The organism is uncultured Pseudoteredinibacter sp., from assembly GCF_947500695.1.
In the GTDB taxonomy this organism is placed as follows: Bacteria; Pseudomonadota; Gammaproteobacteria; order Pseudomonadales; family Cellvibrionaceae; genus Pseudoteredinibacter.
In genome coordinates, this window is record NZ_CANMSS010000001.1 from 373,342 (window position 1) to 396,048 (window position 22,707).

Here is a 22,707-nt window from a genome sequence, read left to right on the forward strand (position 1 = left end):
TGCTAAAATGGATTACTTTCCTCTCTATCACGATATGCGTGGCCGTCGATGTTTATTAATCGGCGGCGGCGCAGTCGCTGCCCGTAAATTACGCCTGCTGTTAAAAACGCCCGTTGTAATTGATTTAGTCTCACCAGATTTACACCGCGAAACTTGTGAGCTAGTCAATGAGCATTCGTCTCAGGTTACTCACCATGAGCGCCTCTTTAACAGTGAGAGTGATCAGCATCTACTGGTCAGTAGCGTATTCGTTATTGCGGCAACAGACAGTCCAGTATTGCATGAAGACATCGCAAAACTGTGTCAGCAGCTGAATGTTCCATTAAATGTGGTCGATCAGCCGGAACTCTGCAGTATAACTACACCTGCTATCGTGGATCGATCGCCAGTCACCATAGCGATATCTACTGCAGCAAAAGCGCCAGTGCTAGGGCGCCAAATCAGGCGCCAGCTTGAACAGTCACTGCCAGCAAATCTGGGCCGATTTGCGGATCTTTTGGGTGGCTACCGCGATAAGATAAAGAGCAAAATAAGCGATGAAACCCAGCGTTTACGATTCTGGCAATGGTTAGTGGAAGGGCCTGCGCAACAAGCGGCGGTAAAGAATGATTTTGATGCGACGCGACGGTTAGTTGATGATGCCTTGGAAAATATCACGGGTGATTATGCTTCCAAGGGTGAAGTCTATCTTGTCGGTGCGGGCCCTGGTGATCCAGAATTATTAACCTTAAAAGCTTTGCGATTAATGCAGCAAGCTGATGTTGTGCTTTATGATCGCCTAGTGTCACCCGCCGTAATGGAGTTGCTGCGCCGTGATGCTGAAAGGATTTATGTCGGTAAACGACGTGATGATCACTCTGTACCCCAAGAAGATATCAATCAGCTGTTGGCAAAACTTGCCTTGGAAGGAAAACGGGTTTTGCGTTTAAAAGGTGGTGATCCTTTTATTTTTGGGCGCGGCGGTGAAGAGCTGGAAACCTTGGCCGAAATGGGCGTGAGTTTTGAGGTGGTACCGGGCATTACGGCGGCATCGGGCTGCGCCAGCTATGCAGGTATTCCTTTAACCCATCGTGACTATGCTCAGTCGGTTCGCTTTATTACCGGGCACCTAAAAAACAATCAAGAAAATATACGCTGGGCAGAACTGGCTGCAGCGGATCAAACCTTGGTGTTCTATATGAGTTTGGTAGGCCTGCCTAGGATTTGTGAGGCTTTAATCGAAGCTGGTCGAGATCCTAAAACGCCTGCGGCTCTGGTTGAGAGGGGAACCTGCGAGGAGCAGCGGGTGATGATTTCGGACCTTACTAAATTACCTGAGGCTTCGAAGCGCGAGCAGTTTAGAGCGCCGACTTTGTTGATTATTGGTGGAGTTGTATCTTTGCATGAGAAGCTCAATTGGTTTTCGGGGAAAGAGTCTTTTATAGAAGTTTGATTTGGAAGTTTTATATTAGGATCTGTAAAAAGGCTGCAGAGAAACCCGTTCACTTCTCTGTCTTTGTTTTAGTCTGTTTTTAACATGACTCGATACTATAATCGCTTAGGTAAGACTCTTGCTTGGAGTAGTGATTTGGAGCGACTAGGCTCCTGGATGGAACGGGTGGCTGCATGGATGCAGCGTTGGAGCGGAAAAGCACTGCTCCAAGTAAGAGTCTGGTCGGAGGGTATCGATGATTAAAAAGCCCGACATTACTTCTAATATCGGACTCTAATCTTGGCATTTCGCTAAACTCTGGATTAAACCTGTCGCTGCTGCAAGGCGTCTTTGATCTTGTCACGCATAGAGCGCAAGCTGGATTCAGTTGTTTCCCAGTCGATACAAGCGTCGGTGATCGAAACACCATACTGCAGATCGTCTAAATTCTCAGGGACTTTTTGATTGCCAGGACCAATATTAGACTCCACCATGATACCAATAATGGACTTGTTACCCTCAAGAATTTGATTGGCGACATTGTCCATAACTAGCGGCTGTAACTCATGATTTTTATTGGAGTTTGCATGGCTGCAATCCACCATAATATTGGGGCTAACACCGTGCTTGGCTAGCTCTTGCTCGCACATAGCAACACTGACCGAATCATAGTTAGGCTTGCCGTTACCACCGCGTAGCACGACATGACCGTATGGATTACCTTTGGTGTGAGTAATCGCGACTTGGCCATCTTCATTAATACCCAAGAAGCGGTGCGGACTTGATACCGACTGTAGAGCGTTAATCGCGACGGTAAGGCCGCCGTCAGTACCATTTTTAAAACCTACCGCTGAAGAAAGACCGGAGGCCATTTCGCGGTGAGTTTGAGATTCGGTAGTTCGAGCACCAATAGCGGACCAGGCGATAAGGTCCTGCATATATTGCGGTGAAATAGGATCTAGTGCTTCCGTTGAGGTCGCTAGGCCCATTTCAGAAACATCAATCAACAATTGACGACCAATTTGTAGGCCTTCTTGAATCTTGAAGGAGTCATCTAGATAGGGGTCATTAATTAGACCTTTCCAGCCAACGGTCGTACGTGGCTTTTCAAAGTAGACACGCATTACGATATAAAGGGTGTCGGAAAGCTCTTCTGCTAAAACCTTCAGGCGACGGGCATAGTCTTTTGCTGCATCAACATCATGAATAGAGCAGGGGCCAATCACTACCATTAGTCGGTGGTCCTTGCGATCCAAAATGTCGCATACTGCTTGACGGCCAGCTTGTACGGCACTCAGGGCTGCACCAGTTACCGGTAATTTTTCCTTAATCTCCTGAGGTGAAATTAATACCTCCTGGGAGTTAATGTTTAAGTTTTCGATTTCTTTGCTATGGGTATTGCTCATGGTTATCTCTAAATCAGACTTGTTATGCTTGCTATTCTACTCAATTCTTAGCTCTAGGGCTGCCCCCAAGATAAGAAATGTTGCTGCTTTATTAGACAATTTCATCTTGGGATTTTATCGAATAAAGATTCTAATCGATTATTAGCAGCTTTTGCATCAGCGGAAAGTAAAGAGCGCTCTTAATTGGCTCATCGCCCAGCTGCTTCAGCAGTCGTTGATATTGCTGTAGTTGGTCTTGATAGGTTGCAGCTTCTTCTTGGTAGAAAACTTCGCTATCTTGGCCGGGGCTAGGTAGGCTGCTCTTGTAATCCACCAGCCAGCGTTCGCCTTGGTAAACAAAACAACGGTCGATAATGTACTCACGCTGCCCCTTGCTATCCCATAAGCGCCATTCAAAATGGCTGTCTTGGTGCTGATTATCAAGCAACCAGCGACCTTGCTTATCGGCAAGACTTAGCTCAAGGGCTTTGTCGATAAGTTGGCATGCTTGCTCACAGGCGCTTGGCCAGAGGCCAAGTTGTTGTAGCTGAACGCTCCAAAATGGTCGCATTGCGGAACGTTTATCGGGCCCCCATTGCTCAATACCAGTTTCTCCAATCTGTTGTAAGCAGCGGTGCAGTACTGTCCCTAGGTGACGATAAAACAGTTGCTCGACATTGTAGCTATCGGGCATGTTTTCTTCTTCGCCGAACTCCTTTCCGCGATAAGCCCTGAGTAAATGGTTTTCAGGAAAGCTTGGGCATACCCAATGAGTTTCTAGCTGTAAGCCAAAATCCTCGCTGGGGTGTCGATCTAGTGCTTCTGCTGATCCAGCATTACTTGCACTTACATGATAAGTTCGAACTTCATCTTTTATCGCGGGCCAGATTTTACCCAGAAGTGAGCTGCTTGAAGGTGGCTTCAATGGGATCTGTTCATATTCCTCAGCGCTGTCCTTTTCAAGCGCTTTTTTATCTACGTTTAAGCAAGCATACAAATGCAATTTCTTGATGGCGCGGGTGCAGGCAACATAGAGTAGGCGGGTCGCTTCGTAATCATTTTTTAGCTTTTCTTCTTCTTTTAAAAGCTCATACAGGCCATTTTGATCGACTGCTTGATCGTCTTGTATCGATTTGAACTCACGGCTCGCTAAGGGCGCCATTAATAAATCGCTTTGACCCTGTGTGTTGATACGCTGCTGCCATAGAAAGAGTGCGCTTTCATCGCTGCGTGGGCGGCGTTCGAGTTCAGGGATAAAGACATGATCAAATTCAAGGCCTTTGGATTTGTGAATCGTCATCACCTGAATTTTAGGGTCACCCGCTGAGGCCGCTTTGGCGTATAAGCGATTTACTTTATGTTCAAAATCTTGCCAGTTACTAATGTTCCAAGCTTCTTTTTCTAGCAGTTCGAAATAGCTCTCGGAGTTTTCTAAGTCACTGGCTTCCAACAAGCTCGCCGGGCCTCCCGCACTTAGCCAGAAGCCTTCTATCCATTGTCGCAGTGGTTTGCGTCCACGGTTTTTTTGTGCAGCGAGATAGTGCTTTAAAAACCATTGCAGCCTGTGTTTACTGTCAGGGCTTAAGGATGATAAAAAAGAAGGATCTTGCAAGGTGCTCAAGATTATTGGGCGTTTAAATCCATCGTGTAGGCCTTGCTCGTTCTTTGCTTCCAGCTCGGCATCCAGTGGATTACTGAGGCACCAAAGTTCTTCTAGGTTAAGCCCAATTAAGGGGCTTCGAAGTACGCTGAGCCAAGCTAATCTATCACTAGGATATAGCATGCAGCGGGTGAAGCTAATTAGATCACTGATAGCCATTCGGATAGATAGAGGATCAATATCAGTCGCTTGCCATTTTAAGGAGCGTTTCTCTAGGGCTTGCAGCACAGCTTTTAAGTGCGGCCTGTTACGTACCAAAATAGCAATGCTATCCTCAGGGCTATCTTGACGAAGCTTAGCTACCGATTCGGCAATTAACTCAGCTTGTTGCTCCCTTGCCTGAGCGACCTCATGTTGCTCCGAATAAACCACGATGTGGGTTTGACAAGCATCACCGTCCAGCTGAGGTTTGAAGGCAACACTGTCGGAATAACGCACCGCGCCTCGGCCGATATCATCTTGACTAGGAAAGGCTTGCTTGAATACGCGATTTACCCATTCGACAACGCCACTTTGGGAGCGAAAGTTAACGGTTAGGTCCAGAGCTTTTAAAGGAGCGGCGCCGATTCCTTGTTGTCGCGCTTGCAGGAATATACCGACATTGGCATCACGAAAGCCATAACAAGATTGCATGCCGTCGCCCACGATAAACAGTGTTCGACCGTCATCGGTTTGCCACTCAGCGGTTAATTTCTCTAATAATTGTAGCTGTGGTTGCGCGGTATCTTGGAATTCATCAACCAAAATATGTCGAACTTGGTAATCCAGTTGCAAAGCGATATCGGTGGGTTGATCATCGTTACCTAGGGCTTGCAATGCGGCTTGGGAGACTTCGATAAAGTCACTGGCGCCCAGTCTACGGAACACCAGCTTAAGCTCTGCAGCGATTAAGACCATCAAATAGCTAAGGCTCATCATTAATGGCTCTAGGCTATCGCAGGAACGCAGTGGCGGCAGAATCTTAAGGAACTGCAGTTTGTCTTGCAGCCCTTCGATTTCGCTCAGTCTCGCAATTAGCGCCTTAAATGCTTGCTTTTTTGCATCGGCTGCTTGTTTGGCGTCTTTATCCTTGGGGCTGATAAAACCGATATTTTTATTAAGCTGTTTTCGCCAGCCTGTTTGGCTGAGTAGCAAGTGACTGATTTGCCGCCAAGCAAGAATCTCTTCAGCGTTTGTTTGGGGTAGGGCAGCAATCCCCCGCAAATAATCTAAATCTGTTTTGCCTTCAAGGGCGAGGTTTGTCGCTGCGTAATCGGCCAGCGTGCAAAGCTCACTGGCTTCATAGGAAAAAGCTGTAGCGATGCCGCTAAGTTGTTCTTCAATCCAATTTCGAAGCGCTATCTGATTAAAGCCTAGTTCTTGTGTTTGCTTTTGCTCGCCCTTAGTAAGATGCATAGACTGGGCGTTGATAAAGAGGGGGTATAGGCTGTGTAACCATTGGTCGCGTTTCGCCAATAGGTTCATCATTAGTTCTTGCAGCTGTGGCAGCTGATTGTCTAGATGTTTTAACGCCTGTCGCCAATGGTAGTGCAGCGCATCATCTTGTTCTATTCGGGAAAACACATTTTGAATGGCCTGTTGATAGGCCAAGCTCGGATTATCTAGGGTTTCAGGTAGAGCGCCCAAACCTGAACCTAAAGGCAGTTGTCGCGCTAGGCTGCGACAAAAACCATCGATTGTTTGTACGCGAATTCTTTTGGGGTTTAATAAAAGTTGCCAAGATTTTTCTCGGTCCTGTTGTAACACCTTTTGAGCGAGTTTCCATGTTAAAGCATCGTGCGGGTTTTCGGGTGAGGTTTTCGCATTGTGGGCGCTTAAAAGAGCTTGGTGAATGCGATGTTGCATTTCGGCCGCTGCTTTTCGGGTAAAGGTGATGCTAAGCACTTCTTCTGGGTGCTCGCAATTTGCCAGTAGGTTTAACACTCTTTGTGTCAAAAGCCCTGTTTTGCCCGAGCCAGCCGGGGCTGCAACAGCAAAACTGCCGGTAGCTTTGATGGCCTGCTCGCGGGCAGCATGATCTTTCACTTGCATGCTTATTTGTTTCCTTACAATGACAAATCGAACTGGGATTGTTGCAGTGGTGCTGGCTTAATTGACCAGAGTCGACGTTTGCTAGCAAATTCCTGCAGGCGCTGAAGACTCAAAAGATCTTCACTATAACGTTGTGCAAGAGTATCTTTAAAATCTAAACCGCTAAGTCCTGAGCTATAGTCGATCGCCAGCTGCATTAAATCTTGTTGCCACTGATTTCGTAGTTGGGGCCAAATTTCATCCCCCGGGCTTATCGAAGTGTCGTTGGCTAATCGTTTGTCGTGGCTGTTAAGCTTTTTACGTAGCGACTGATCTTTAGCTGAGAATATGCCATCAGCTGGTGATGCCGTTTCACTGATGCCAATATACTTTACGCCTTTGGCGTTTAATTGAGCGAAACTTATGGCGCTTATATCAGGATCACTCAGGCTATAGAGCGGAAGTTGCGGTTCATCGGGGCGGGGGCCTAGCCAGCTTTTTAGATCACACTGCCCGGTTTTATAATCGATGACTACATAGGATTCTTTTGTTGGCTTTGTATTAGCAGAATTATCAGCATTAGTGTCAGCAATATGAGTTTTATCGATACGGTCCAAGCGAAGGTTTAACTTTAATGGGCCTAAGGAAAGCTCGCGGCTTGTTTCTATGCCATCTACGCTGAAGTTTGGGCGCTGTTTGTCTAACTCTATATACGCCATGAATATGCTCTTTAGCCTTTCGGACTCTAAGGCCCGATAGCGTGGCCCAAGGTCTCGCCGATAGAGCAAAATTTGGTCTAGAGATTCAGCGATGTGCGTGTCGACGAGAGCCTCTAGTTTCTCATTGCTTAATGAAAGCAAGCGATCTTGATTTTTGATTTCAAGCCAAAATGTCTCAAGCGCTAAGTGCAAAATATTACCTCGCTCAAGTGCCGAAATACCCAGCTGGACTTCAGGCCAAGCTTGAGCGCCTAAGCGGTAATAGGCGAATGCGCTAAATGGACATAAGGCTTGTTGCTTTAGTACACCACTGCCTCCTAGGTTTTTTTCACGTCTACTGAGTTTCGGCCCATAGCGATTGTCGATCCATTTAAACTCACCCGTCTCGCCGCAGGCAAAACGGTAAGACTGTATGCTGCTAGGCAGCTCTGCTTGCTTGCTAAGATCTTGAGCGGCAGTTGTGATCTCAGTAATCTTCTTGAGTGCCAAGGGCTCCAGTAAGGGACTGGCCTGCAGTTCTTCTTCGCCTTCGCGGCTTGGGTAGCTGAAAACCACTTTATTTGCACAAAAGCGATAAGCTTTAATGAGCTGCTCAGCAAAGAATAGCTCCCGCTCAGCGCTGGCATGGGGCATATTTAGGCTTCTTTGAAGATCCATGGGCAAAAGGGGGTTAGCTTGTGGACTAGGAGGCCATTGCTTTTGATCCATACCCATTAACCAGCAAATATCAAAAGACTGCCCGGAAGCTTCCAGGACACCAAGGATTTGAATAGGGCTATCAGGCGTTTTCGCCTGAAAATGGTGATTGTTTGCCAGTTGTTGTAACTCACGGATAATCTCGCTGGCACTGTACAACCGGTCTAGCTGGTCGAGACAGAGTAATTCTGTCAGCAGGCCCTGAAACTGCATGACTTGTTGGTACTCATTACTGTCTAAACGACGTGTGCCTGGCCAGTTAAGCTGTTCCAGTTGCTGATAAAATATTTGACCCCACTGTTTGGCACTATTTCGTTTCGCTCGGTTTTCCTGAGAGTAAAACAGAGTCTGTAAACGCTCCGCTAGACTGATGTTGTCAGTGCCTTTTTCTGGCTCGTAAAGCGCTTCCAGCTTTTTCGCGACCTTGTCGGCGCATTGCCTTAACTGGGCGGCCCGAATGTGCTCTTGTTGAAGATTACGCAGCGCGAATTCGAGCTGTTGTCGCTCTGCTAATGGCAGCTCCATTTCCAGTTCAGCATTGTTATGCCAAAAAGGGCTCTGTAAGAGCTGGCAAAGTTTATCGACTTCGAGCTGCTCCATATTTAGGGCAAGCAAAGCCATAGCCGATTCAATAATCGGGCATTGTCCTAAAGGCGTTCCTGCCGAGAAATTAAAGGGCAATGTGTAACGGTCGGTCTCGCTGTATAAAAACTGGGGTTCTAGAACCTCAGTAAAGATTCTTTCGATTTTATCTCGGCGTTGTCCGAGTTGAGGATCGACAATTGCGATTTTGGGCAGGGCTGCTTTGTTAGTCTGTGCCGACAATAATTCGTTTTGCACAAATTTTGCACATTGATATATTTCATCGTGGCCATCTTCGCAAGGCAGCTGGTATGCCTGATTTTGCTCGAGGTGTTTTAACTGAATGAACTTCACATCATCGGCTATGGCTGTGCTTAAGTCTTGTCGTAATGGCGATAGATCATCAAAGCCGAGCATTAACAGTCGATGGTGGCGCTTCAAAGCATTCGACTTTAATGCTGTAGCCAATATGTGGCATTGTTCAGGGCTATCGATAAGGTTTAGTTCTTTGCAGCGATGATCGAACTTTAGTCCCCATTGATAGAGTATTTCGGATTCTCTATGTCCTTTGTTGAGAAGTTCTTCGGCGCTTATTTGCCATTCACTAAGCAGCTGCCAGGCCGAGGATGCCTGTTTGGCGAGTAAGTCTGGGCAGATTAAATCAGCACTTTCCTCGCTATTATTGATGATTTCCTGCCAGAGTAGCTGACTCTGTATAGGGTTGATCAAAAGTTGCGCTGATTCTGGATAGGCTTGGCCTTGCAGAGTAACCCACGCTTCACTTAACCATTGCTGAAAGCTCAATATGCGGCTGGAGTCTATTCCCTTGAAGCTATCGCTTTTTGAGTCAGCCTGTGTAGAGAATTGTTTTAACAGGTAGCGCCGTTGGCGGCTGTTCGCTGTGAGTACGATGCTTTGTTCATCAATGAGCGCAGCCAAGTCTTCAATTGATAAGGCTTGGTTTTCCATGGGCTTGCCTATGCAGTAAACTTAGTATTGGTTAAGCGCACAGTATACCGCCAATACTATTAAGCGCTAAAGCAAAGCCTTCAAGTTGTCAGCATTACAGGAGTCATCATGAGCACGCAAATTCGGGGTGTTAAAGCGGATTTTGATCAAACAAATGCCGTAGACGCTAAACCTTCAGCCAGTGTGATTTTAATGAGAGATTCCACTAATGGCCCTGAAATCTTTATGTTAAAACGCAATGAAGGCTTATCCTTCTCGCCGGGACTGTGGGTATTTCCAGGCGGTGCTTTAGACCCCGAAGAAATCGCTGAGATTTCTAGCAATGACAAGGAGCGAAGCGAGAATGCCTTCAAACTTGCCGCGCTAAGGGAAACTTTTGAAGAAAGTCGAGTCTTGCTTGCCAATCATGGCGACACTAAGCAAGCCATTTCGTCTTCATCCTACGAAGATTTCTGTCGGCAGCAAGATTGGCCCAAACTCCCGCAGCAATTCAACTTAATAGTTGAGCTTGCGCAATCTAATTGGCAATTAGATTTGGGAGCTTTGACGCACTTATCGACTTGGACGACGCCACTGCAAGCGAAAAAAAGATTTTTAACACGATTCTATGTTGCTCGCATGCCGCAAGGACAATCAGCCAGTTGTGATGGTAGCGAGACAGTTGAGGCACGTTGGCAAAGTCTTACTGCGCTGAAGTCTGAAATTGATCAGGGTGACTTAAAGCTAATGTTTCCGACAGAAATGAATATTTCATGGTTATCTCAGTTCGGCTCTTTGGCTGAGTTAGATGCCGCCTTACTTAATCATGTAGCGCCTTCAGTTATGCCGAGAATGGAGAAACACCCGGAAGGGGTTATGTTGAATATTCCGATTGAAGCGGGTTATGGAATCAGTCAGCGCTTGATGCGTTTGTAATTTTAGTTTGTTATTTGATCTAACTACTAAACCAGTATGAGAAGTTACCATAGTGTGCTGTTACAAATATCAACAGTTTCTATGAAAAGTGGTAACAAATTTCCAGCAATCTGGGCGAATATTGCTCATAGTTGCACAATGAAATTTGGTCAATCGAAGTTCCACGGTTAACGTCTACTAACTTTTTATGCACATAATTTTATGCCTGACTTCGCAGCCAAGAATTTTCTTTAAAAATTCTTTATTTGCGCTATTGACATTTATAAGTGATTGAAAAATAAAGGAAAAATATATTAGGTTAAAAAGTATACAATTTGTAGATCGCCCTTATTTTTACGTAATTGAGCCGGTTTTCTAGTGTCTATCCACTGACTTATCCACAGAATCTGTGGAAAAGTGTAAAGCTACTGTTAAAAGACGATTGAGCCGCCGATTTTCTGACGCGGCAACAATTTTCCGCTCTCAATAACTAATAAGTGGCAGTCACTATGACTGACAATTAGCACAAAAAATGGCTCCTTAGCTAAGCCTTATTGAATTGTTAAAGAAGAGATTATGACCCCTGAAAGACTCGCCAAGATCCGTGCGGTGCTTAACCGCCGTCAACCAGACCTTACTGTCATTAATGATGAAGTGCATAAAGGGCGAAATTTAGCCGCTATTATGCGTACCTGCGATGCGGTTGGAATTGATCATATGCATATCGTTGAGCCCAAAGAGGGTTACCGCTCTTTTAGGGGCACGGCGTCGGGGAGTAACAAATGGGTCGAGGTGTCTACCTATGACTCTGTGAGTGAAGCGGTCAAGGCCGTAAAGCGCAGTGGTATGAAAGTGGTTGCAGCCCACTTAGATGAGCGAGCGGTGGACTACCGATCGATAGACTATTGCCAGGCAACGGCCTTGTTGATGGGTATGGAGAAAGAAGGGGTTAGTGAGGAAGCTTTAGCCTTAGCTGATGAAACGGTCGTGATTCCAATGCAAGGCATGGTGGAGTCATTTAATGTTTCTGTTGCGGCTGCCATTATTCTCGCTGAGGCTCAGCGTCAACGCCAGGCGGCCGGCTTGTACGAGAGCTTACGTTTATCCGATGGCCATTATAAGCGTCGGTTTTTTCAATGGGCGCACCCCCAAGTCTCAAGTTTCTGCGATGAAAAAGGTATCGCCTATCCGCCGGTAGGTGAGGATGGAGAAATAGTAGATGGCGCCAATTGGTATCGTGAGCACGCCCAAGGGCTAGCTTAATAGCATTTCAAGCTATTCACCTCTTCACGGCTGGTGTTGCGCACTAGTCGTCGGTAAGATGATCTAAGGGCATCTCTGTCTTATATTGGACTTGTTTGAGAGAAAAGCTGCTTTTTATGCTGGCAATGCCTTCGTATTGAGTGAGCTTATCGTCGAGGAAGTGTTGGTAAGCGATTAGATCGGGCAGGGCGACACGAATAAGGTAATCGAAATCACCTGCCATTAGGTAGCACTCCATGACCTCAGGCCAGGCCGAGACAGTTTCTTCAAAATGCTGCAGGTGCTTTTTGACCTGGTGACCAAGGGTAACCTGAATAAAGACATGGACGTTGACCCCGATAGCATCTGGGTGGAGTAGAGTCACATTGCCTTTGAAGTAACCCGCTTCTTCAAGCATTTTAACCCGGCGAGAGCAGGGGGACGGCGATAGGGCGATCATATCCGCCAGCTCCAAATTGGACAGCGAGCCGTCTTTTTGCAGGATTTCCAGGATCTTTCGGTCGGTTTTGTCGAGGTTGTGTGCCATGGGTCCAATCACCATAAACTGCTTAGTTTTTGGTGATTCTAACCAGTAATTGATCTAAATGCGACCCATGAGCTAAAGGTAAAGCGCAATGCTGTGTTTAGTAAGCTGCTTCCAAAGCGGCCGCCACGGAGAGCGGCGCTCTACATCTAAGCCGAAAGCGACTTTGAGAACTTATCGATGGCGGACACGACTTCGTTGGCGCCGGTTTGTATTTTAGAGATGACTTCGCCTGTTTGGCTGGCCAGGTCGACACCGCGATTCGCCTGGTCTAAGCATTTTTCCATGCTGCTAGAGGCGCTTCCTGTGTCTTCTTGAATCTTGCTAATCATTGCCGATATTTCAGAGGTAGATTGAGATGTTCTCGCCGCAAGCTGGCGGACCTCATCCGCTACTACCGCAAAGCCTCGGCCTTGTTCGCCAGCTCTGGCGGCTTCAATCGCCGCATTAAGGGCCAGCAAGTTGGTTTGATCAGCAATCTCTTGGATGGTGTTGATAATGGAGTTGATTTCCCCTGACTGCATATTTAATCGTTCAATATGCTGAGAAGAGGCATGTACTGATTCAGCAATCTTATTCATTTCGTCAACGGCTTCATTGATGACTCCGCCGCCGTTTTTGGCAACATCTAAGGTCTCATTGGAAATTCGATAGGCAATTGCTGCACTCTCTCTTTCCAATTCTGCTTGCTCCGTTTGAGCAGTGATATCGGTAGCAAACTTTACGATACGATAAAGCTTGCCATTACTGTCGTAAACTGGGTTATAAGATGCTTCTAGCCATAGGGTTTGCCCTTGGGCGTTGACTCTTTTGAATTGCCCAGAGAAATATTCACCATTATTCAAACGGCGCCAAAAGTCCTGATATTCTGTCGTGGCTGCGTATTCTGGGTCACAGAAGATTCGATGATGTTTACCGATGATGTCTGTTTTTCGATAGCCGACGGCATTGATAAAGTTCTCGTTACAGTCGATGATCGTGCCATCTTTTTCAAACTCAATAATGGCGCTTGAGCGACTTAGAGAATCAAGCTTGCCTCTATCTTCAGCGTCGCTCAAGATTTTGGCGGTGATGTCTGAAGCAAATTTAATGACCTTGACGAGTCTGCGGTTGGCATCAAAAACTGGATTGTAAGTGGCTTCCAGCCAAAGCGTTTCACCGAGTTTATTTACTCGCTTAAATTGGCCGCTAAAGAACTCACCGCGATTAAGCTGTGCCCAAAAATCGCGATACTCTTCGGTGTCAGCATAATCAGCATCGCAAAATATTCGGTGATGCTTGCCTTGGATCTCAGCGAGACTGTAGCCCACCGTTTTAAGGAAGTTTTCATTCGCCGATAAGATCTCCCCACTGGGCCGAAACTCGATAACCGCCATCGATCTATTAATCGCATTAATAATAGAGGACTGCTCTGCGAACTTTCCTAGCAATTCCTCATACTGCGCTTTGTATTGTTGTCCAAACACCTTACCCTCCAAACCTGAGTGGCTGTTATAGCGTTTAAATAGAGCTAAGACATGTTTGATGCGACAGCCAGCTCCTACAGTTTTGTATACTATTTATCCTGAGTGTAGATGAATATTTCAAAGCTGCGTTAATTATCAAAAGCGGGAGAGTACATCGATAGTAATGTTGCCGAGGCTATTATTGCTGAGGGGGATTAACGGCAATTAGATTTCGGCGAGAATGCGAAAACCAATCTTATTGCTGCGAGTTTCCATGTCTACGCCCTGGCGGCTGTGACTGCTGATTTTTTCAATCGAATCACCATGTGAGCCGCCACGCACGGTTCTTTCTGTGCAAGCGGGAATGAGCCGAGGCTCGGCATTTGCTTTTGCACCTAAATAGTGATCGGTATGGCAGTCGAGAACCCATTCGGATACATTGCCGGCCGTGTCATAGATACCAAACGGGTTCGCAGGGTAATAGCCAAGTGGTGATGTTTGGGTGCCGAATAGTTTAGCAAAGTCACTATTGCAACCACGTCGACAGTTAGCCATACGGCGACTATTTTGTGGCCACCAATAACTGCCTGCATGGTTGGCTCTGGCCACATATTCCCATTCGGCCTCGCTTAACAGACGGTATTTACGGCCGGTTTTCTCGCTAAGCCACTGGGTGTAATCAACCGCCTCTTGCCAACTGATATTGATAATAGGACGATTTCCTTTGCCCCAACCTTGATCATTCGGAGCGCTTTGTGTCACTTTTTTATCGTCCAAATATACTTGGTAGTCGGCAAAACTGATCTCGTAGCGGCTAACGGCAAATGATTTATCAATGATGACTTGGCGAATAGGGAGGCTATTACTGTCAAGCTTGCTACCCATGCTGAAACTTCCACTAGGCACCACAACCATTTCAGGGGCAGAAGAGTATTCATTTAAGGTATCAGTAAAGGTTTCGCCTTGCTGGTATTGCTTGCTTAAGGTAAATCGACGGCTTACGCCTTTATCACTTACCCTTACCCAACGTTTAAGCGTTTTATAATTCGCTTTACTTAACTCGACCAAATAGCTCCCTGCTACGAGCTCTATACCGGCATAGTATTTGGGTTTTATATTAAGAATACGAATTCGATCAGCTGCCGGGGTGCTTCTAATGGTCAAGGGGTAGCTGGCGGCTTGAGCCTCGGTATTCACTTCAGAGCTTTGCTCGCTTAGGGTACTGCTTTGCTTTTGTTCGCTGTTAAGAAGGGCAAAAGTTGCTTTTCCCTCTTGATTTAAATTGGTCGCTGCTCTCTGTTTACTAAGGCTTGGCTCCGCTGTTTCTTGGCGCATCTTGGAATCGTTTTCTAATGCACCATTAAGGATTAGGGTAGGCTCTTGGTCTACATTTAGCGCAGCTAATCTCTCAGACATGTTTTCCTGTTCAGCGCTTGCTAGCTGTGCTTTTGGTTTTTGTTCAATATTTGAACTCTTGTCTGCTAGCGATTCTTTATCATTCGCATCCTGCTCTATTACCAGTTCGGCTGCGTCATTTAAACTAGATGTTTCTGCTGAAACCTCAGTGAATGAATTCTGGTAGGCAAAGAAGCCTAGCAGTATGAAGAGGGAGGCGCTTAGTAATATGGCTAAGTTATGTGACTTGCCAGGAGCGCTATGAGTTAGAGCGTGCTCTTCAAATACACCGCTATCCTGATTTGCGTTTATCGCTGTAGTGTAGCGACTTGCTTGCTGTAGTTTTTCCTGTTGGCTGTTTTCACTGATAAAAAGGGGAGTCAGCTTTTGCCAAGCAACAAACACTAAGGCCTGCAGGCGTTGGAACAATCCAAGCTTAAATTCGCCAGAAGCCGCTAAAGACTTGTAGCTTATCTTTGGTGTTTTCAGGCCCGTTTCCAGAAGCTCTATTCGCTCAATAAGCTCTTCGCCCGATTGAATGCGCTCATCTGGATTTTTTGCCAATAGCTCATCAATCAAGGGCTGAAATAGTGCATGTTGTGGTGGCAGCTTTGGGATGGGGGCCGTTAGGTGTTTAATGGCAATAGCTACTGCTTCCTCCGCTTGATAGGGAAGCTTGCCACAGAGCATTTCAAAAAATACCACCCCAAGGCTATAGAGATCAGATCGGCCGTCACAAGGTTGGCCTTTGGCCTGCTCGGGGCTCATATAATTAGGAGTGCCTAAAACCGTTCCAGCGTGAGTTACACCAAGGTTTTGTTTAATCGCTTTGGCAACACCAAAGTCACTCAATACAGCATTGTCATCGGCGCGAAACAGTATGTTTTCCGGCTTGATATCACGATGGACATAGCCGCAATGGTGTGCATGGGCAAGTGCAGAGGCTAGCTGCTTTAAAATTTTTACGGCCTCAAGCCCGCTTAATCCGTTGCGCATTTTTTGGCTAAGCGAACCCTTGGCCAAATAATCCATAGCAATGTAGTTTAAGCCATGGTGTTTGCCAATATCGTAAATAGAAATGATGTTGGGGTGAGATAGCTGACCCACTATGGTGGCTTCTCTTTGAAAGCGTTCGCTAAAGTGAGCATCTTGAGCCAAAGTCGGGCTCATAACCTTAAGCGCTACCTCGCGGCCAATACTTTGTTGGATGGCGAGGTAAACCGATGACATGCCTCCCTGGCTTATTTTTCGAGTTATTTGAAATCCGGGAATTTGCATGCTGCGCTCAAGGATTTGTTAGTTTTGTCTTAAGTTGTTCTTATGTTAATTTTTGCGTACTAAGGGTGTTCGAATTTTTCCAGTGTGCTTTGCTTGTACTGCATTTGTGCTGATTTACCAGAACCATAAGCTGCCTATTAACATGAGAAAAACGAAGAGCAGAGCCAGTGCCGTAATTGGGCTTATGGTTTTTTCGTTATCACCCTCGAAATCTATGCTGTTTGCTATTTCACTTTGATTGGGGCGGCGATTCCGGTTTTTTGTTACCGAAGCTTCAGTCATAGGGAGATCGCAACTAATAGCAATCATGCTAATATTATCTTTTCCGCCAGCATCCAGCGCTGCCTTCTCTAAGTCTAGCAGTTGCTGTTGCACGCCGTTTCCTTGACTTAATATGGCACTGATTTCCTTGTCGCTTAGCTCGTCATTTAAGCCATCGCTGCACAGCAGAACAATATCACCGGGTAGCCAAATGCTGCTCAGTGACTCTACTTCGATAGCATCGTACTCAATAGCACCAAGACACTGAGTAATAACATTTTTCTCGGGGTGCTCGCGTGCTTGCTCTACTGTAATTTGGCCCGCATCGATTAGAGATTGCACATAAGAGTGATCTCGGCTGAGCTGCTCAAGTTTATTGTCGCGCCAGCGATAGGCTCGGCTATCTCCAACCCAGCTAATCTGAAACTGTTCTTTATTGAGTTGCCGCAAGCAGATGAGCGTTGAACCCATGCCACTTTGCTGGCCCTCGGATTGCTCAAGTATCAAATGATGGGCAAGCTCGAAGGCGGATTTGGGGGTTTTACCTTCGCGCAGCGACTGGCTCACAATCTGGCAGGCTAGCTGTGCTGCGACTTCTCCAGCCTCATGGCCTCCCATTCCATCAGCAAGCAACCACAGGCCTTGTTCCCCCATGCACAATAAATAGTCTTCATTGTTGTGTCTTACGCATCCAGCGTGGCTTCGTGAAGTCCAGCTTAACTGCATGTAATGGCCTTAGCTTTCGCACTGATTCTAAGCTTGCCAATGCCTAAGCCGGCTTTTATTTGTCTTTCTCTCATGGCTCGCTTATTGCTTTTTAGGCACACAGTCGTGCACTTGGGTAAATCTCTCAGCATTAAATTAATGTAAAAGCTGTTCTGTAGTCGAATGTAATCTCTTTCTGATTTACATTATTGCGTTAGTTTGGCAGCTCAATCTACCTGGCTTCGTTTGTCCCAGTGATTGTTGGCTTGCTGGTTAGTTTGTTACTGCCGACATTGTTACTGAAGACATAGTCACTGAAGACATAGTTACTTTTGGTTATGGTTATCGCTGCCGCTCGCTATTAATTTAGCCTTATGCCATTAGGGTATTAATACATTAATATTAAAAATGCAAAGCTCATAGGCTAGAATGCAGGACATGTCTCATTATTTAAAGGCATTTCTCGTAAAATTAGCTAAGTAACTGTTTTACGTCCTATTTGCAATTGGGATTTTAGTCTACATTCTATAGGGGAGGCCCGAAGGTGGCTCTTCTTAGCTGGAAACTAACACAGAGAAGAACGAATGTTAAAATTGCGTCTACGCAACCAATCTCAAAGTTCAGGTTTACACGAAGTATGGCTGGTAGAGCCCCGACTGGTGATCGGTACGGCCAAAGAATGTCAGCTGGTACTGCGTGATGACGGTCTGAAGAAACAGCATGCCGTGGTTGATATCACCGGCGAATCCCTGCGATTGCGTGCTCTAGGGCCGCTTATTGAAATTAATGGTCGGCCTATCAGTGAAGGGGAGGTCTGTGAGCTTAATACCGGTGATAAGCTGTCGATCGCCTCGGTGGTGATGGATGTGGTCGACCCTAAGCTGGAGCGACGTGAACGAAGCCCTGCCGCTGCCGTTGCAGCGCAGCAGAGTGACAAGCAAGAGTGGGCACTAAAGGCGAACCACTCCGCACTGTCTGATCGTGTTTATAAGCTGGGGGAGCAGACTGTCGTAGGGCGCTCCAGTGAGTGTGATATTGTCCTAGCGGCGGCGCACCTTTCCCGTCAACACGCCCGTTTGTTTCTCGATCAGGGTGCGCTATATGTTCGTGATCTTGGCTCTTCCAATGGTACTTTTCTAAATGGCGTTCGGGTTGAGGAAGCTCGCGTGCGACGAGGAGACGAACTGGCCTTTGATAGCTTGAGCTTTGGTGTGCTCGGGCCAGCTGAAACCGTTGATAAGACCTTACTGCGAGCGCCAGTGAACCCTACGATAGCAAGGCCTATGCGTGCCAAGCCCGCTGAGCAGGCTAATGCGGCTACGGTACCTGATTTGCAAAAGGATCGTCCTCAGTTGCATAGCGGCCCCGCGCAAACTGAAGAGAGCGAAGAGAAACAGAGCAGTTCAAGCTTAACCTTCCTGGCGATTGCAGCGGTATTGGTAATCGCAATGCTGGTGCTGGCTAAGTTTACGGAGTTTATCTAATAGGCCTTTCTTTATGCTGGCCTAAGGGCTAAGGGCTAAGGGCTAAGGGCTAAGGGCTAAGAGGGCAATCGTGAGAATCCGCCTTCCGCCCCCTTTGTTGTTGCCGTTTGTCCTCTAATTTATAGTTTTTGACTTTCAGGCCGCCAAAGAGATTAAAGCTCAATCTCTTTGGCGGCCATCATGATTGCTCAATACCTTCACACTCAGTCTTCATTCTCGCAGCAGTCCTATTCCTATTCAGAGGCATCTTCAAATGCCGCTTATGGGAAAGATGCCGCTAAGCAAGCAGCGTTACTGGGTAATTCTGAGTCTGGTGTAAAACAGCTCAGCGCCAGCATCTCTGAGCAAAGCTCCTCTGTCGTCCAATTGAAAGTCCAGAGCTTTAGTGAAGAGCAGAGCTTTGCCTTATTTGAGCGTCGATTAGCGGTAAGCCAAGAGGCTTCTTTTAAATCTTCTCAAGGCCCAAGTAGCGCTGGTCTTGAAAAAGCTGCTAACGCTAATTCGGCAGAAGCGGTGGCTGACAGCATTCTTGGTTTTATTTCCGCTCGCCTCGAAGCAGATAAAGCTAATGGAGCTAGCGAAGAGCAGTTACAGTCTCGTCTTGAGGCTGGGCTGAAGGGCTTCGAGCGAGGCTTTGGCGAAGCCAAGGAAATGCTAAAAGAGCTAGACTTGCTTGGTCCAAAGGTCGACAAGGATATATCGAGTACGCGCGATTTAGTTCATCAAGGGATTGATCAGCTAGCCAGTGAGTATGGCTTAAAGTCGCCGCTCGCTACTGATGAAAAACTGATTCCTGCTAATGAGCCAGAGGTAGACCGTGGACAAGGGGCGGTAGAGGCTCGTGTGCCGCAAGTCGTGGAACAGCCATTGGCGAAACCCAGCAAGGTAAGCAGTCCAAGCGGCAATTACCAGGCTTATCAGCTCGACTATAGCCGCGAACGCAGCTTTCAAATGGAAGTGCAAACCCGAGATGGCGATACCATTTCGATTGATGCGGCGAGCTTGATTCGCTATCAAGAAAGTCAGCAAAAAGGTCAAAGCGAGGGCTCTGAGTTTAGCAGCTTGTCTTTTAGTGCCAGCGAAGAATATGCCGCCGCAATCGAGATAAGTGGTGATATTGATGAGGGTGAATGGCAAGCATTTACCGAGTTGTTTGATCAGGTGTTAGAGTTGGCAGACAACTTTTATAATGGTGATGTGGCCACTGCATTTGAGCAGGCAATAAACTTAGGTTACAACGGCGAAGAAATTGCGCAGTTTAGTTTAAACTTGCAGCAGACCACATCCGTACAACAAGCGGCAGTCTATCAAGCGATAGAGCCTTCACCTTGGCAAAGCAAAGCTAGCCCCATCGCTGGTCTACAAAATTATGCCGAGCAGCTATTAGCCAATACTGAAAAGCTGGCCCAGCAGGGCTTGGATTTAGCGTTATTGCCTGAGTTGCTGCAATCAACCCAGTCCAATGCCAATGATCAGCAAAAAGCCTTTTTGGATAGTCTGCTGACTAGCTAATTGAGAAATACTCTCCGATAGTTTTGCCCGTTGTCATTTTTAATGTTGTTCTGGGTAGGGCTATGCCTTTAAAATGCCGTGCTTTTAGCAGGGCATTCTCCATGAGTCGCACCGTTATACTATACACAACCGCTGGCTGCCATTTGTGTGAGCAGGCCAAGTCTTTGTTTTGGCCTTGTGCTGAGCAGTTCCAACTTCGTTTACAAGAAGTGGATATCGCCGAAAGTGAAAATTTGGTTGAACGTTATGGGGTTAAAATTCCTGTTATAGCAACTCAACAAGGTGCTGAAATAGCTTGGCCCTTTGATCAGCCGCAGCTACTGTCTTTTTTGAAAGGCAATGAATAAAGCGATCAAGCCTAGACTTTATGTAAAATGGTCAAGTCTAGGCTTGAGGCATAAAACTAAGCGCTAACTGTTAATTAATGATCTTCTCATTGTTGTGAATTAAACGCCCCTTATCGCCCATTCGATAGGCATAAATTACAGAGTAGGAAAGTACATTTTGTACATAGCCGCGTGTTTCTCGGTAGGGAATTGTTTCAATCCAGCTGTCGAGCTCTAGATTCGGTGAGGCTTTTTTCAACCAGCGATCAACCCTGTGGGGGCCGGCGTTATATGCCGCAGCAGCGATTGCGCGGTTGCCATTGAAGCGCTGTAACAGTTGATTTAAGTAGCTGCTGCCGAGTCGGATATTAGAACTCGGCTTGTAGAGATCTTTACGGCGATATTTTACGCCAATTTTTCGAGCGGTTTGTTTTGCAGTAGCTGGCATTAGCTGCATTAAGCCCATTGCGCCGGCAGGTGAGCGAGCGTCTGCAGCAAAGGCACTTTCTTGCCGTGCGATGGCGTACAGAAGTGTTTGCTTTATCTTAGTGGTCTCAGCGGCTTTTTTTAATTCATCCTGATAAGCTAATGGGAAGCGTAAATTTAAGTCGTCCCAATACTTTAAGTGAGCCATGCCTTGGATGGTTTTGATGTGCCACTGCCATTCATGGGTTAAGGCGGCGAGCGCTTTTAGTTGTTTTTCTTCCAGGGTTTGGGCTAGATAAAACCACTCACGGTTCGCATTCAGTGTGTCGCCAAGACGAAAATACTCATGTGCTCTTTGCAAGGCCTTAGTGTTCAATAATTCTTGCTTTTGGGTAGCGTCAACGCTCAAAGGTACGTCTTGCAGTTGATACTCTTGTTGCACATGATCCGCCGATAAAAAGCCGTAAAAACTGCGCTCTTTAGCCAATTTGCGATAGATGGCATCAGCACGCAGCCCAGGTGTCGGTTGTGGATTATTTTTCTCTAGGCTTCTTGCTAGCCAGTATTGCCAGCGCTCAGATTGTTTGGCAGGTTCGGGTAACCGGTCCAGCCAGTAGCGCACCATTTGCCAATCTTGGATCGCTAGGGATTCTCTGATCAGCGATTCCATTAATCGCGTATTATCAATAACCTTGTATTGGGCTAGTAATTGCTTGGCTTCATCTTTGTGGCCATTTTGATAGAGTTTTCTGGCCAAAATATATAGTGTTTTTTGGCGCTGTTCTTCCTCAAATAAATTTTTGCTGTCATAGCGCAGCCATATGCCATAAGCGGCTTTGGCATCCTTGTAGGCGTAGCGCCTAAAGCCATGCAGGATTACTTGATTCAGCTTGCTTTGCAGTTTGGCTTCGCGGGTGCTGAATTTGCTCATGTTTTTTAGGCGAGCTGGGTAACGGTGGACTTCTTGATACAAAGCGGCGAGCGTCTTGAGCTCTGGCGACAATTGCTTGCTGATGTATTTGGCAAGCGGTAGCTTTTTCGCTTGCATGGACTTGTGCAGTCTTTGCCAAGCCAGTTCATGGCTGATGCCGCCAGCCTTTTTCCAGGCGTTGAACGCTGGATCGCAGTGTTTACTCTGTGAGTAAGCCACATTCCACAGCTCTTCGATTTCTTGCTTAGGTATCTCTTTACCTAGGCGCGCATGCGCGCTAACCCACTTACAGCGCATACGCTCAGATTTTATTTTACTGCTGTCGAAATCTCTTAGAAAACTGCGCCAATGGCCTTTACGAGCAAGGGTCTTTAGCCACAGGTATTGCATTCTTTGGCCTAAGGGGCTGCCGTCTTGTTGCTGTAAAAAATCTTGTACCTCCTGTCGAGGCAGGCTGTGAATACGACGGGCAATATCACGATACTGAAGATCTGGATAAAGCGGATACAGAACCAACATGGCCTTAAGGCGTTTAAAGCCTTTTATATCGCGCTTATTTAGGGCTTTCAGGGCTTGTTGGTAGACTTTACGTTGAGGCTCCATTTCATCGAGACTAAGCGGCTTGCTAGGCGTCTTGGCCTCACTTACGACGGCCCAGAATATCATCAAGCAGGTGATAGCGGCCTTGAGAGCCAGCCCAGCGCTGCTGTGGCTTGCTGAAAATACCCATGATTGCTGAGGCGATTTGGTCACGATGAGTCCAAGTTTTGCTTAATCGGTGTAGCTGTTCTAATCATGCTAGCTTTGTGCTTCATAAACAAGAGCTTATGGA

At 46.6% G+C, this 22,707-nt stretch carries 15 protein-coding genes; 7 read left to right on the forward strand and 8 right to left on the reverse strand.

Features of this window, described 5'->3' with window-relative positions; all coding sequences use genetic code 11:
- Positions 1-7: 7 nt before the first annotated feature.
- Together cysG and Q1A08_RS01370 are read left to right on the forward strand one after the other, a co-directional pair.
- Positions 8-1,432, forward strand: coding sequence for a siroheme synthase CysG (gene cysG, locus Q1A08_RS01365; RefSeq protein WP_299768612.1), 1,425 nt, complete (start codon positions 8-10; stop codon positions 1,430-1,432).
- 84 nt (positions 1,433-1,516) lie between these two features.
- Entirely contained in the window at positions 1,517-1,675 is a 159-nt protein-coding gene (locus Q1A08_RS01370) for a hypothetical protein (protein WP_299768615.1), read from the forward strand.
- A gap of 59 nt (positions 1,676-1,734) precedes the next feature.
- Here the strand turns inward: Q1A08_RS01370 and Q1A08_RS01375 are convergent, their stop codons facing one another.
- The 3 genes from Q1A08_RS01375 to Q1A08_RS01385 form a co-directional block, all read right to left on the reverse strand.
- Positions 1,735-2,817: a 3-deoxy-7-phosphoheptulonate synthase gene (locus tag Q1A08_RS01375; RefSeq protein ID WP_299768617.1), complete on the reverse strand. Its 1,083-nt coding sequence runs from the start codon at positions 2,815-2,817 to the stop codon at positions 1,735-1,737.
- A gap of 130 nt (positions 2,818-2,947) precedes the next feature.
- Positions 2,948-6,487, reverse strand: coding sequence for a UvrD-helicase domain-containing protein (locus Q1A08_RS01380; RefSeq protein ID WP_299768620.1), 3,540 nt, complete (start codon positions 6,485-6,487; stop codon positions 2,948-2,950).
- A gap of 14 nt (positions 6,488-6,501) precedes the next feature.
- A complete protein-coding gene (locus tag Q1A08_RS01385) occupies positions 6,502-9,432 on the reverse strand; it encodes a PD-(D/E)XK nuclease family protein (protein WP_299768623.1) in 2,931 nt (976 codons plus the stop codon).
- 108 nt (positions 9,433-9,540) lie between these two features.
- Between Q1A08_RS01385 and Q1A08_RS01390 the strand changes: the two genes are divergently transcribed.
- Together Q1A08_RS01390 and trmH are read left to right on the forward strand one after the other, a co-directional pair.
- Positions 9,541-10,347 (forward strand): NUDIX domain-containing protein, encoded by an 807-nt coding sequence (locus tag Q1A08_RS01390; protein ID WP_299768625.1) that lies wholly within the window; start codon positions 9,541-9,543, stop codon positions 10,345-10,347.
- A gap of 555 nt (positions 10,348-10,902) precedes the next feature.
- Positions 10,903-11,589, forward strand: coding sequence for a tRNA (guanosine(18)-2'-O)-methyltransferase TrmH (gene trmH, locus Q1A08_RS01395; RefSeq protein ID WP_299768628.1), 687 nt, complete (start codon positions 10,903-10,905; stop codon positions 11,587-11,589).
- A gap of 43 nt (positions 11,590-11,632) precedes the next feature.
- Here trmH and Q1A08_RS01400 read toward each other — a convergent pair whose 3' ends face one another.
- The 4 genes from Q1A08_RS01400 to Q1A08_RS01415 all read right to left on the reverse strand — a co-directional run bounded on the left by Q1A08_RS01400 (position 11,633) and on the right by Q1A08_RS01415 (position 17,217).
- Positions 11,633-12,115: an Lrp/AsnC family transcriptional regulator gene (locus Q1A08_RS01400; protein WP_299768631.1), complete on the reverse strand. Its 483-nt coding sequence runs from the start codon at positions 12,113-12,115 to the stop codon at positions 11,633-11,635.
- Between the two features lie 146 nt (positions 12,116-12,261).
- Positions 12,262-13,578, reverse strand: a complete 1,317-nt coding sequence (locus Q1A08_RS01405) for a PAS domain-containing methyl-accepting chemotaxis protein (RefSeq protein WP_299768634.1) — start codon at positions 13,576-13,578, stop codon at positions 12,262-12,264.
- Between the two features lie 204 nt (positions 13,579-13,782).
- Positions 13,783-16,230 carry a bifunctional serine/threonine-protein kinase/formylglycine-generating enzyme family protein gene (locus Q1A08_RS01410; protein ID WP_299768637.1) on the reverse strand — a complete coding sequence of 816 codons (2,448 nt, stop codon included), beginning with the start codon at positions 16,228-16,230 and terminating at the stop codon, positions 13,783-13,785.
- A gap of 114 nt (positions 16,231-16,344) precedes the next feature.
- Positions 16,345-17,217: a protein phosphatase 2C domain-containing protein gene (locus tag Q1A08_RS01415; protein WP_299768641.1), complete on the reverse strand. Its 873-nt coding sequence runs from the start codon at positions 17,215-17,217 to the stop codon at positions 16,345-16,347.
- Positions 17,218-17,780: 563 nt separating this feature from the next.
- Between Q1A08_RS01415 and Q1A08_RS01420 the strand changes: the two genes are divergently transcribed.
- The 3 genes from Q1A08_RS01420 (at position 17,781) to Q1A08_RS01430 (ending at position 20,539) form a co-directional block, all read left to right on the forward strand.
- A complete protein-coding gene (locus Q1A08_RS01420; protein ID WP_299768644.1) occupies positions 17,781-18,680 on the forward strand; it encodes an FHA domain-containing protein in 900 nt (299 codons plus the stop codon).
- Between the two features lie 180 nt (positions 18,681-18,860).
- On the forward strand, positions 18,861-20,192 hold the full coding sequence (locus Q1A08_RS01425; protein WP_299768647.1) for a DUF5610 domain-containing protein: 1,332 nt from the start codon (positions 18,861-18,863) through the stop codon (positions 20,190-20,192).
- A gap of 101 nt (positions 20,193-20,293) precedes the next feature.
- Positions 20,294-20,539 carry a glutaredoxin family protein gene (locus tag Q1A08_RS01430; protein WP_299768649.1) on the forward strand — a complete coding sequence of 82 codons (246 nt, stop codon included), beginning with the start codon at positions 20,294-20,296 and terminating at the stop codon, positions 20,537-20,539.
- A gap of 70 nt (positions 20,540-20,609) precedes the next feature.
- On the opposite strand, the gene Q1A08_RS01435 is transcribed toward Q1A08_RS01430, so the two are convergent.
- Complete coding sequence (locus Q1A08_RS01435) at positions 20,610-22,628, reverse strand: transglycosylase SLT domain-containing protein (protein ID WP_299768653.1); 2,019 nt, start codon at positions 22,626-22,628, stop codon at positions 20,610-20,612.
- Positions 22,629-22,707 lie beyond the last annotated feature (79 nt).